This is a genomic window from Achromobacter dolens, assembly GCF_902859745.1.
In the GTDB taxonomy this organism is placed as follows: Bacteria; Pseudomonadota; Gammaproteobacteria; order Burkholderiales; family Burkholderiaceae_B; genus Achromobacter; species Achromobacter dolens.
Genome location: NZ_CADIJW010000085.1, coordinates 1 through 11,156, shown reverse-complemented (window position 1 = coordinate 11,156; position 11,156 = coordinate 1). Strand labels below are relative to the sequence as shown.

General features: G+C 68.5%; 12 protein-coding genes. All 12 read left to right on the top strand.

Going from position 1 to position 11,156, the window contains the following annotated elements; all coding sequences use genetic code 11:
• Positions 1 to 742: 742 nt before the first annotated feature.
• Positions 743 to 1,549, top strand: coding sequence for a MetQ/NlpA family ABC transporter substrate-binding protein (locus HV783_RS28645; protein WP_175190307.1), 807 nt, complete (start codon positions 743 to 745; stop codon positions 1,547 to 1,549).
• Between the two features lie 48 nt (positions 1,550 to 1,597).
• Entirely contained in the window at positions 1,598 to 2,191 is a 594-nt protein-coding gene (gene ssuE / locus HV783_RS28640; protein WP_054419216.1) for an NADPH-dependent FMN reductase, read from the top strand.
• A 19-nt stretch (positions 2,192 to 2,210) separates the two neighbouring features.
• Positions 2,211 to 3,176 carry a sulfonate ABC transporter substrate-binding protein gene (locus HV783_RS28635; protein ID WP_064525977.1) on the top strand — a complete coding sequence of 322 codons (966 nt, stop codon included), beginning with the start codon at positions 2,211 to 2,213 and terminating at the stop codon, positions 3,174 to 3,176.
• A 17-nt stretch (positions 3,177 to 3,193) separates the two neighbouring features.
• A complete protein-coding gene (gene ssuD, locus HV783_RS28630; protein ID WP_054434985.1) occupies positions 3,194 to 4,366 on the top strand; it encodes an FMNH2-dependent alkanesulfonate monooxygenase in 1,173 nt (390 codons plus the stop codon).
• A complete protein-coding gene (gene ssuC, locus HV783_RS28625; RefSeq protein WP_116792706.1) occupies positions 4,366 to 5,151 on the top strand; it encodes an aliphatic sulfonate ABC transporter permease SsuC in 786 nt (261 codons plus the stop codon). Before ssuD ends, ssuC begins: the two co-directional genes overlap by 1 nt.
• 25 nt (positions 5,152 to 5,176) lie before the next feature.
• The gene (locus HV783_RS28620; protein WP_175190306.1) at positions 5,177 to 6,406 is read left to right on the top strand and encodes an acyl-CoA dehydrogenase family protein; all 1,230 of its coding nucleotides are present in this window, start codon (positions 5,177 to 5,179) and stop codon (positions 6,404 to 6,406) included.
• A 28-nt stretch (positions 6,407 to 6,434) separates the two neighbouring features.
• The gene (locus HV783_RS28615; RefSeq protein ID WP_175190305.1) at positions 6,435 to 7,244 is read left to right on the top strand and encodes a methionine ABC transporter ATP-binding protein; all 810 of its coding nucleotides are present in this window, start codon (positions 6,435 to 6,437) and stop codon (positions 7,242 to 7,244) included.
• Entirely contained in the window at positions 7,244 to 7,906 is a 663-nt protein-coding gene (locus HV783_RS28610; protein ID WP_006387310.1) for a methionine ABC transporter permease, read from the top strand. Before HV783_RS28615 ends, HV783_RS28610 begins: the two co-directional genes overlap by 1 nt.
• Before the next feature lie 16 nt (positions 7,907 to 7,922).
• Complete coding sequence (locus HV783_RS28605; protein ID WP_116792709.1) at positions 7,923 to 8,756, top strand: MetQ/NlpA family ABC transporter substrate-binding protein; 834 nt, start codon at positions 7,923 to 7,925, stop codon at positions 8,754 to 8,756.
• A 25-nt stretch (positions 8,757 to 8,781) separates the two neighbouring features.
• Positions 8,782 to 9,687: an ATP-binding cassette domain-containing protein gene (locus HV783_RS28600; RefSeq protein ID WP_175190304.1), complete on the top strand. Its 906-nt coding sequence runs from the start codon at positions 8,782 to 8,784 to the stop codon at positions 9,685 to 9,687.
• A gap of 92 nt (positions 9,688 to 9,779) precedes the next feature.
• Positions 9,780 to 9,995 (top strand): TOBE domain-containing protein, encoded by a 216-nt coding sequence (locus HV783_RS28595; RefSeq protein ID WP_006227327.1) that lies wholly within the window; start codon positions 9,780 to 9,782, stop codon positions 9,993 to 9,995.
• Positions 9,996 to 10,114: 119 nt separating this feature from the next.
• Positions 10,115 to 11,156: DUF3300 domain-containing protein (locus HV783_RS28590; RefSeq protein ID WP_175190303.1), on the top strand; the 1,042-nt coding region annotated here is incomplete at its 3' end.

Genomic DNA, 11,156 nt, shown 5'->3' with positions numbered 1-11,156 from the left:
CATTTATGCCGAACGCTTCACCGACCCGTATCGCTGAGATAGCATCAACAAGCCTGACCGATCCTCGGCCAGGCGTTTAATGCCTTAAACACAAAAATACTGACACTCCCGGCTGCTCGTGCTGAATCGGCGGCATGTTACGCATGACGCGCCCTCCCGCCGACCACAAGCCGTCGGGATGCCAACAGACTATCAATAGCAGACGATTCCGCCGTCCCCACACGCGAGAGCGCCATCATCCCGACGCAAGACATCGCGTAAGCCGCAAAAGGCCGCCCGCGCGGCCGGCTTGCGGTGGGCCCCGCAAGACCCTCTCCCCGCATCATGACGGTCACCAGCATGCCAAGCACACAACCCGTCCCAGCGCCCGAGGCTAAGTCTCATCGCGAGCGCGTGGTGGGGTCGGTGGGGGATGGCGGGGCGTGTAGATGCGCCCGAGGGAAACCGTAGGGAGCCGAAGGCGGACGAGGTTGACGACGGGGAAGTCCGGAGCGAACGCTCCGGACCGCAATCGTAGCCCCGCCATCCCCCACCGACCCCGCCACGCGCGCCTTAAGAACTCAAACCTCCCGGCCCCCAAAAAAACAAAACCCCCAGCAATAACGTCATATTTCCAAAACGACAAAACAACCCCAACCACCAACCCACAACACATATCCTCATACCCACTAAGTATTTTTCCCAAGGATTTCGCAATGACAGAATCCAGTCATCCCATTCGAATCCCGTCGGAAAAAACACGATGTCCTTCACCCGCCACCTGCTCACCGCCGCCACCCTCGCCCTGGCCCTGACCAGTACGGCCCACGCCGACGCGCAAGAGAAAAAGACCATCACCGTCGGCATCTCCGTCGGCACCACCGAAAAGATCTTCGACGTCGTCAAGCAGGTCGCCGCCCGTGAAGGCCTGGAGATCAAGCTGGTCAAGTTCAACGACTACCAACTTCCGAATGCCGCCCTCAACGCCGGCGACCTCGACGCCAACGCCTTCCAGCACAAGCCCTTTCTCGACAACCAGATCAAGGCGCGCGGCTTCGACATCGTGCCCGTCGGCATGACTGTCACCGCGCCGCTGGGCTTCTACTCGCGCAAGATCAAGTCGCTCAACGACCTGCCCGAAGGCGCGTCGGTGGGCATCCAGAACGATCCGTCCAACGGCAACCGCGCCCTGCGCCTGCTGGCCGCCTACAAGCTCATCACCCTCAAGCCGGAGGCCGAGCAGAAGAACAACGCCACCCCGCTGGACGTGGTGTCCAACCCGCGCAAGCTCAAGCTGGTGGCGCTGGACGCGGCGCAGCTACCGCGCTCGCTCGACGACCTGACGGCGGCGTCGATCAACAACGATTACGCCACCCAGGCCGGCCTGGTGCCGGCGCGCGACGCCATCGGCCGCGAGGCCGCCGACGGCCCTTATGCCAACGTGATCGCGGTGCGCACCAAGGACCGCGACCAGCCCTGGGTCAAGAAGCTGGTGGCCGCCTACCAGTCGCCCGAAGTCCGCACCTTCATCGAAACCGAATTCAAGGGCTCGCTGATTCCCGCCTTCTGAGCCGGCCTGCGCCGCGCACGATTCTCCAACGCAACACCGGCATCCAACATGAGCATTCTTACCCTGGCGGGCAGTCCGTCGCAGCGTTCCCGTTCCTCCGCACTGCTGCGCCATGCCGCGCAATTGCTGCGCGCGCGCGGGTTGGGCATCAGCGAGCTGGGCCTGCGCGACGTGCCCGCCGAAGACCTGGTCGAAGGCCATTACGCCGGGCCGGCGGCCCATGCGCTGCGCGCCCGTGTGGCGGCGGCCGACGCCGTGCTGATCTCGACGCCGGTCTACAAGGCCTCGTTTTCCGGCGGCCTGAAGGCCGTGCTGGATCTGTTGGACGAGAAGGCGCTGGCCGGCAAGGTGGTGCTGCCGATCGCCACCGGCGGCAGTCCGGCGCATTTGCTGGCACTGGAATACGGGCTCAAGCCGGTGCTGTCGGCGCTGGGCGCGCGCCACATCCTTGCCGGGGTCTACGCCACCGACAAGCAGGTGCGCGTCGATGATGATGGCGTCAGCCATATCGATGACGACGTGCGCACGCGGCTGGAGGATTCGGTGGAGCGCCTGGCCGAGCAACTGCGCCCGCGCGGGGTGGTCGTCAATGAAGCCTTCGATCTCGGCCGACTCGCGCTCGCGGGCGGCTTCAGCGTCTGAACCAAAAAAAGGGGTTTCCATGCGCAGCATGATCTGGATCTCGCGTCTTTCCGTCCTCCGCTGGCTGGCGGCGCTGCTGTGCGCGGCGTTGCTATGGCCCGCCGCGCAGGCGCAGGACGCCAAGACGTTGCGCATCGGCTTCCAGAAGTACGGCACGCTGACCATCGTGCGCGCCCTGGGCGACCTGGACAAGCGACTGGCGGCGCAGGGCATCACGGTGAAGTGGACCGAGTTTCCCGCCGGCCCGCAGTTGCTGGAAGGACTGAACGTCGGCTCGATCGACTTCGGCACGGTGGGCGAGGCGCCGCCGGTGTTCGCGCAGGCCGCCGGCGCGGCGCTGGTGTACGTCGGCAACGAACCGCCGTCGCCCACCAGCGAGGCAATCCTGGTGCCCAAGGATTCGCCGATCAAGCGCGTCGCCGACCTGAAGGGCAAGAAAGTCGCGCTGAACAAGGGCTCCAACGTGCACTACCTGCTGCTCAGGCAGCTCGAGCGCGCCGGCGTGCCCTATGCCGACGTGAACGTGGCCTACCTGACGCCGGCCGACGCCCGCGCGGCGTTCGAGCGCGGATCGGTCGACGCCTGGGTGATCTGGGATCCGTTCCAGGCCGCGGCCGAGAAGCAATTGGGCGCGCGCGTGCTGGCCGATGGCACCGGTGTGGTCAAGAACTACCAGTTCTTCCTGGCCGCGCGACCGTACCAGCAGGCGCATCCCGAAGTGATCCAGACCGTGCTGGAGGAAATCCGCAAGGGCGACCTGTGGGCCCGCGATCATCGCGCCGAGGCCGTGGCGCTGCTGCAGCCGGTGCTGGGACTGGACAAGGCGGTGGTCGAACTGGCCGCCGAGCGGCTGGCCTACGGCGTGCAGCCGATCACCCGGGAAGTGTTGCTGGAACAGCAGCAGGTGGCCGATGCGTTCCACGCGCTCAAGTTGATTCCCAAACCCCTCAACGTGTTCGACGCCGCGCCGTCGGGCCTGAAATAGACAAGGGCAGGCATTCCATGGACGTCTTCTGGTTCATTCCCACCCACGGCGATTCGCGCTATCTCGGCACCAGCCGCGGCGCGCGCGCGGCCGGCTACGATTACTTCCGCCAGGTGGCGGTGGCCGCCGACACGCTGGGCTACGACGGCGTGCTGCTGCCCACCGGCCGCTCCTGCGAGGATGCGTGGGTGGTGGCGTCCAGCCTGATCGGCGCCACGCGCCGCTTGAAGTTCCTGGTGGCGATCCGCCCCGGCGTCAGCTCGCCGCAGTTCTCGGCGCGCATGGCCGCCACTTTCGACCGCCTGTCCGAAGGGCGGCTGCTGGTCAATGTGGTGACCGGCGGCGACCCCGGCGAGCTGGAGGGCGACGGCGTCTTCGTCAGCCATGACGAGCGCTACGCCATCACCGCCGACTACCTGCGCATCTGGCGCGGCATCCTGGAGAACAGCCACGAGGCCGAGGGCTACAGCTTCGAAGGCGAACAACTGGTGTCCAAGGGCGGCAAGGTGATCTACCCGCCGGTGCAGAAGCCGTATCCGCCGCTGTATTTCGGCGGCTCATCGGAAGCCGCGCACGAACTGGCCGCCGAGCAGCTCGACGTGTACCTGACCTGGGGCGAGCCGCCCGAGGCCGTGGCGAAAAAGATCGCCGACATCAAGGCGCGCGCCGCGCGGCATGGGCGCACGGTGCGCTTCGGCATCCGCCTGCATGTCATCGTGCGCGAGACCGAGGCGGCCGCCTGGGCCGCCGCCGACGCCCTCATCAGCCACCTGAGCGAGGACGCCGTGCGCGCCGCGCAGACGGCATTCTCGAAAATGGATTCCGAAGGCCAGCGCCGCATGGCGGCGCTGCACGGCGGCAAGCTCAACGACGAGCATGGCGGCCGCAAGCACCTGGAGATCTCGCCCAACCTGTGGGCCGGCGTCGGCCTGGTGCGCGGCGGCGCGGGCACCGCCCTGGTGGGCGATCCCGAGACCGTGGCCGCGCGCATCCAGGAATACGCCGACCTGGGCATCGAGACCTTCATCTTCTCCGGCTATCCACACCTGGAAGAGTCGTACCGCTTTGCCGAGCTGGTGTTCCCGCTGCTGCCCGGCAAGGGCGGCAAGCAGGTCGGCAACACGGTGCTCACCGGGCCGTTCGGCGAGGTCATGGCCACCGAACTGGTGCCCAAGGAAGCGGCCAGTTGATGGCCGACGCCCGCAAGCCCGGCGGCTGGCGCGCGGCGCTGGCGCCCTGGCTGGTCCCCGCCCTGATCCTGGGCCTGTGGCAACTGGCCGCGCAGGCCGGCTGGCTGTCGTCGCGCATCCTGCCGGCCCCGTCGGCGGTGGCGGCCGCGGCCTGGTCGCTGGCGGCGTCGGGCGAGCTCTGGCAGCACGTGCGGGTGAGCGCGCTGCGGGCGCTGTGGGGCCTGCTGCTGGGCGGCGGGCTGGGCCTGGCGCTGGGCTTGCTGAACGGTTCCTCGCGCACCGCCGAGACCTTGCTGGACACCACCTTGCAGATGATCCGCAACATTCCGGTGCTGGCGCTGATTCCGCTGATCATCCTGTGGTTCGGCATCGAAGAGACCGCCAAGCTGGCGCTGCTGTCGCTGGGCGTGTTCTTCCCGGTCTACCTGAATACCTTCCACGGGATCCGTTCGGTCGATCCGGCACTGATCGAAATGGGGCGCTCCTACGGCCTGACGGGCTGGCGCCTGTACCGCGACGTGATCCTGCCGGGCGCGTTGCCGTCGATCCTGGTCGGCCTGCGCTTCGCGCTGGGGCTGGTGTGGGTGATCCTGATCGTGACCGAGACCATCTCGGCGCAATCGGGCATCGGCTACATGACGATGAACGCGCGCGAATTCCTGCAGACCGACGTGGTGCTGCTGGGCATCCTGCTCTACGCGCTGCTGGGCAAGGTGGCCGACACCCTGGCGCGGTTGCTGGAGCGCCGCCTGCTGCGCTGGAACCCGGCCTACCGGCCGGCCTGACCCGCCTTACCGACGAAGAGATTCCATGGCCAAGATCCAGACCGACCCCGATACTGCACGCGCGCCTGCCGCCGGCGCCGCGCCGGCGCGCGCGGCCGACGACATCCCGCGCGCCGTCCAGGCCCTGGCCGATCAACTGGCCGCCACCGCCGTCGAGCGCGACCGCCAGGGCGGCCACGCCGCGGCCGAGCGCGAACAGATCCGCGCCAGCGGCCTGCTGCGCCTGTCGGTGCCGACCCTATACGGCGGCGCGGGCGCGAACTGGTCGACCGTGCTGGCGGCGGTGCGCACGCTGGCCGAGGCCGACAGCGCGCTGGCGCACGTGTTTGGCTTCCATCATCTGCAAGTGGCGGGTGTGCTGCTCTATGGCACGCCTGAACAGCACGCGTATTTCCTGAAACCCACGGTCGAACGCAATCTGTTTTGGGGCAACGCGCTCAATCCGCTGGACCGGCGGGTGGTGGCGCGGCCTGAGCTGGACGGCTACCGCATCGACGGCGTCAAGAACTTCAGCTCCGGCTCCGTCGGCTCCGACCTGCTGACGTTCTCCGCCTGGCACAAGGCCTCGGATACGGCGTTGATCGCCGCGCTGCCGACCCGCGCCGAGGGCATCACCGTCAATCCCGACTGGGACGCCTTCGGCCAGCGCCAGACCGACAGCGGCACCGTGCGCTTCGACCACGTGCGCCTGGAGCCGGTGCAGGTGCTGCAGGCGCCTGGCGTCGCGCCCACGCCGCGCGCCACGCTGCGCTCGCAGGTGGCCCAACTGATCATGACCAACCTGTACCTGGGCATCGCCCGTGGCGCCTTCCGCGAAGCGCGCCGCTATGTGCGCGACGACGCCCGGCCCTGGTTCGCGTCGGGCGTGCAGCGCCATGCCGACGACCCCTACGTGCAGGAGCGCTTCGGCGAATTCTGGCTGCGGGTGCAGGCGGCGCAGGCGCTGGCCGACGTGGCCGGCCTCAGGCTCGACGCCGCGCTGGCGCGCGGGCCGTCGCTGACGGCGGACGAGCGCGGCGAGGTGGCGGTGGCCGGCGCCCAGGCCAAGGTGCTGGCGCATCGCGCCGCGCTGGAGGTGGGCAACGGCCTGTTCGACGTCACCGGCGCCTCGTCCACCGCCGCGCGCTATGGCTACGACCGCTACTGGCGCAACGCGCGCGTGCACACCCTGCACGACCCCGTGGCCTACAAGATCCGCGACCTGGGCCGCTACGCGCTGCTGGACCAGATTCCCGAACCCACCGCGTATTCCTGATGCGCATGACTCTCACCCTGATTCGCCGATGACCGATCTTTCTTCCCTTCCCGACCTGGCCTCGCTGCCGCAGCCGCTGATCCGGCTGGACGCGGTGAGCAAGTCGTTCGCCACGCGCGCCGGCCGCTTCGACGCGGTGCGCGACGTGTCGCTGTCGATCCGCGCCGGCGATACCTTCGGCATCATCGGCAAGAGCGGCGCCGGCAAGTCGACGCTGCTGCGCCTGATCAACCTGCTCGAACGCCCCGACCAAGGCACGGTGCGGGTCGGCGGCACCGAGCTGACCGCGCTTGGCAAGCCGGCGTTGCGCGCCGCGCGGCAGAACATCGGCATGATCTTCCAGCAGTTCAACCTGCTGCAGAACGAGACCGTGTTCGAGAACGTGGCCTTCCCGCTGCGCGTGCATGGCGGCCGCGGCCGCGAGCAGATCGCGGCGCGGGTGCGCGAGTGCCTGGAGATTGTCGGCCTGACGGACAAGACCGCCAGCTATCCCGCGCAGCTTTCCGGCGGCCAGAAGCAGCGCGTGGCGATCGCGCGCGCGCTGGCCAGCGAGCCGGCGGTGCTGCTGTGCGACGAGCCGACCTCGGCGCTCGATCCCGAAACCACGCGGTCGGTGCTGAGCGTGCTGCGCGACATCAACAAACGCCTGGGCGTGACCATCGTCATCGTCACGCACGAATTGGCGGTGGTGCGGGCGTTGTGCCGCCACGTCGCCGTGATGGAGAACGGCCAGGTGCTGGAGCAGGCCGAGATCTCCGGCGCCGGCGTGCACCTGACCTCGGCGCTCGGCCGCGAGCTGATCCGCGAAGCCACCCATCCCTATGAAGAGGTCGCCTGATGCTGGACACCTTTGTGCAATTGCTGCCCGAACTGGGCGTGGCGGTCGGCCAGACCTTCCTGATGCTGGGCATCGCGCTGGCCGCGTCGATCCTGCTGGGCGGCCCGTTGGGCGTGCTGGTGTTCCTGACCGGCCCGGGCCAGTCGCTGGACCGTCCGCTGGCGCACCGGCTGCTGAGCTGGACGGTCAATACCGTGCGCTCGTTCCCCTTCATCATCCTGCTGGTGGCGCTGGTGCCGTTCACCCGCGTCATTGCCGGCACCTCGATCGGCCCCGTGGCGGCGGCGGTGCCGCTGTCGTTCGCGGCGATTCCGTACTTCGCCCGGCTGGTCGAGCAGTGCCTGCGCGAAGTGCCGCGCGGCGTCATCGAGGCCGCGCACGCCGCCGGCGCATCCGAACTGCAGATCGTGCGCCGGGTGCTGCTGGTGGAAGCGCGGTCCGGGCTGGTGCTGGCCCTGACCGTGCTGGCGGTGAGCTTCCTGTCGTATTCCGCGGTGGCCGGCGTGGTGGGCGGCGGCGGCATCGGCGACCTGGCCATCCGCTATGGCTATTACCGCTTCCAGACCGACGTGATGGTGCTGACCGTGGCGCTGCTCGTGGTGCTGGTGCAGATCATCCAGTTCGCCGGCAATACCGTCGCGCGACGCATCGACAAACGCTGATCCCGAGAGGAATCCCATGTCCGTCAAACGCAATCTCCTGAGCGTGGCGCTGGCCGCCGCCGTCCTGTCGCTGTCCGGCGCCGCGCTGGCCGCCGATCCCGCCAAAAAGGAAATCGTCTTCGGCGCCACCGCCGGCCCCTACAGCGACCAGATCAAGCTCGGCATCAAGCCGATCCTGGAGAAGCAGGGCTATACCGTGCGCATCGTCGAATTCAACGACTACGTGCAGCCGAACTTCGCCCTGGCGCAAGGCGCACTGGACGCCAACGCGTTCCAGCACATCGTGTACCTGCAGAACTTCGCCGCCAAGAACAAGCTGGAGCTTTCGGAACTGGTCAAGGTGCCGACCGCGCCCATCGCCATCTACAGCCGCAAGTACAAGAGCGTGGACGCCGCGCCCGAGGGCGTGAGCGTGGCGGTGCCGAACGATCCGACCAACCAGGCGCGCGCGCTGGTGGTGCTGCAGGAGTTGGGCTGGATCAAGCTGCGCGAAGGCTACGACCCGTTGCGGGTATCGGAGAAGGACGTGGCCGTGAACGTGAAGAAGATCAAGCTGATCCCGCTGGAGGCGGCGCAGTTGCCGCGCTCGCTGGAGGACACCGACTACTCGTTCGTGAACGGCAACTTCGCGCTGGCCTCGGGCCTGAAGCTGACCGAGGCGCTGGCGCTGGAAAAGACCACGCCCACCTACCAGAACCTGGTGGCGGTGCGCACGGCCGACCTGGACAAGCCTTTCGTCAAGGACATCGCCGCCGCCTACGCCTCGCCCGAGTTCCTGGCGGTGACCGAGAAATCGTTCGCCGGCTTCGTCAAGACCGACTATCAGCAGAAGCTGGCGGCGTCCCGCTGAGGACGCGGCGCCCGGAGGCCACGCCATGTTCGTCAACCCCAACGAGTTCGAGCTGCTGCAGCACCTGGACGTGCCCGGGCGCGGTGAACGCGAGCCGCAGGCCGCCGACGCCGTGCCGGCGCGGTCCGCGCTGCGCGTGACCTTGCGCCAGCTTTCGAAGCGCTATGGCGAGCGCCAGGTGCTCAAGGGGCTGGACCTGGATATCGCGCCGGGCGAGTTCGTGGCGGTGGTGGGACAGAGCGGCTGCGGCAAGAGCACCCTGCTGCGCCTGCTGGCCGGGCTGGAGACGCCCAGCGCGGCGCAGGGCGGCGTGCCGTCGCGCTCGCCGGTGCTGTTCGACAACTTTCCGCAATGGTCGGCCGACAGCCGGGTCCGGATGATGTTCCAGGACGCGCGCCTGCTGCCGTGGAAAAGCGTGGCGCAGAACGTGGCGCTGGGCCTGCCCGGGCAGGCGCGGGCCCAGGCGGCCGAGGTGTTGCGCCAGGTCGGCCTGGGCGACCGCGGCGGAGACTGGCCGGCGCAACTGTCCGGCGGCCAGCGCCAGCGCGTGGCGCTGGCCCGCGCGCTGGTGCACCGGCCGGGCCTGCTGCTGCTGGATGAGCCGCTGGGCGCGCTGGACGCGCTGACCCGCATCGGCATGCAGCAACTGATCGAGGACATCTGGCGTCGCGACGGCTTCACCGCGGTGCTGGTAACGCACGACGTGGGCGAGGCGGTGGCGCTGGCCGACCGCATCCTGGTGATCGACGAGGGCCGCGTGGTGCTGGACGAGCGCGTCGAACTGGCGCGGCCGCGTTGGCGCGGCTCGGCCGCCTTCGCGGCGCTGGAGGCGCGGGTGCTGCGGGTGGTGATGAAGCAGGAAGCGCTGGCGGCGGGGGACAGGCCCCTGGCGCCGGTCATACAGATACGGCACCTGCGGCTCGCGGTTTAGTCCGCGGCCGCGGGGGCGGTTTTCCTGGCAAGCGCCGCCCCGGCGCGAGCGGGACCCAACGGAAATCCTTCCATTTTTTCAGGAGCAGGACCATGAGCATTCAATCCATCAACGCCCGCAACCAGTTCCGCGGCAAGATCAAGGAAATCATCCTGGGCCCGGTGGTCTCGGAGGTCGACGTGGACACCCCCGCCGGCATCGTCACGTCCGTCATCACCACCCGCTCGGTCAAGGAACTCGACCTGCAGGTGGGCACCGAGGTGCTGGCCTTCGTCAAGGCCACCGAGGTTTCGGTCGCCAAGCTGTAGGCGCCCGCCGCCGAAATCGGCGCTTGTCCGGCGCCGGTTTCGGTATATATTGTCTGCGCGGTATCCGGCGGTTCACTCCTGGTTTGTGGCTTTTGCGTTGCGATCACGGAGAACGGGAAATGCGTCGACTGCAAGCGTGGTTCCTCGGCTGTCTGTGCCTCGGGTTGGCGATCTGCCTGCCCGCCACGGCGCAGACCAAGCTGGACAAGGGGCAGTTGGACCAACTGCTGGCGCCGGTGGCGCTCTACCCCGACTCCCTTCTGTCACAGGTCCTCATGGGGGCCACCTATCCCGACGACATTGCCGCCGCCGCGCAATGGTCGGCCGCGCATGCCGGCCAGTCGGGCGACGCGGCCGTCAAGGCGGTCGAGCGCGAATCCTGGGATCCCAGCGTCAAGTCGCTGGTGGCGTTTCCCTCGGTCATGGACATGATGGGGCGCCAGCCCGCCTGGGTGAAATCGGTGGGCGACGCCTTCCTGGCGCAGCCTGACGCCGTCATGGACTCGGTGCAGCGGCTGCGGGCTCAGGCCAAGCAGGCCGGCAACCTCAAGAGCACGCCGCAGCAGAAGGTCACCTCGACCGATACCGGCGGCAAGACCGTGGTGGTGATCGAGCCGGCCGATCCGCAGGTGATCTACGTGCCCAGCTACAACCCCACCGTGGTCTATGGCGCCTGGCCGTATCCGGCCTATCCTCCCGCCTATTACCCGCCGCCGCCGGGCTCGGTGTTCGCCACCTCGCTGGTGGCCGGCATCGGCTTTGGGCTGGGCGTGGCCGCGGTCGATTCCCTGTGGGGCGGTTTCGACTGGGGCCACAACGACGTGGACATCAACGTCAACCGCTACAACAACATCAACGTCAACCAGCGCATCAACGCCGCCAACATCAATGGCAACCACGTCGCCTGGCAGCACAACGCCGCCAACCGCGGCAACGCGCCCTACGCGGATGCGGCCACTCGCCAGAAGTTCGACGGCCAGCGCCAGGCCGGGCTGCGGAACCGGGCGCAGGGACGGCCCACGCCCGCGCCGGGCTCGCGCGACGCGGCCCGCGAGCGCGCCGCGCAATCGTTCCAGGGGCGCACCGGCCAGCCCATCGAAGGACACACCGGACCGCGCGGCGGCAACCTGGGGCAGGGCGGCGCGGGCACGCGGGCCCAGG

Bases quoted from the DNA above. Each gene is read 5' to 3' on its own strand.
- HV783_RS28645 (WP_175190307.1), top strand. From the start codon at position 743: ATGTCCTTCACCCGCCACCTGCTCACCGCCGCCACCCTCGCCCTGGCC.
- ssuE (WP_054419216.1), top strand. From the start codon at position 1,598: ATGAGCATTCTTACCCTGGCGGGCAGTCCGTCGCAGCGTTCCCGTTCC.
- HV783_RS28635 (WP_064525977.1), top strand. From the start codon at position 2,211: ATGCGCAGCATGATCTGGATCTCGCGTCTTTCCGTCCTCCGCTGGCTG.
- ssuD (WP_054434985.1), top strand. From the start codon at position 3,194: ATGGACGTCTTCTGGTTCATTCCCACCCACGGCGATTCGCGCTATCTC.
- ssuC (WP_116792706.1), top strand. From the start codon at position 4,366: ATGGCCGACGCCCGCAAGCCCGGCGGCTGGCGCGCGGCGCTGGCGCCC.
- HV783_RS28620 (WP_175190306.1), top strand. From the start codon at position 5,177: ATGGCCAAGATCCAGACCGACCCCGATACTGCACGCGCGCCTGCCGCC.
- HV783_RS28615 (WP_175190305.1), top strand. From the start codon at position 6,435: ATGACCGATCTTTCTTCCCTTCCCGACCTGGCCTCGCTGCCGCAGCCG.
- HV783_RS28610 (WP_006387310.1), top strand. From the start codon at position 7,244: ATGCTGGACACCTTTGTGCAATTGCTGCCCGAACTGGGCGTGGCGGTC.
- HV783_RS28605 (WP_116792709.1), top strand. From the start codon at position 7,923: ATGTCCGTCAAACGCAATCTCCTGAGCGTGGCGCTGGCCGCCGCCGTC.
- HV783_RS28600 (WP_175190304.1), top strand. From the start codon at position 8,782: ATGTTCGTCAACCCCAACGAGTTCGAGCTGCTGCAGCACCTGGACGTG.
- HV783_RS28595 (WP_006227327.1), top strand. From the start codon at position 9,780: ATGAGCATTCAATCCATCAACGCCCGCAACCAGTTCCGCGGCAAGATC.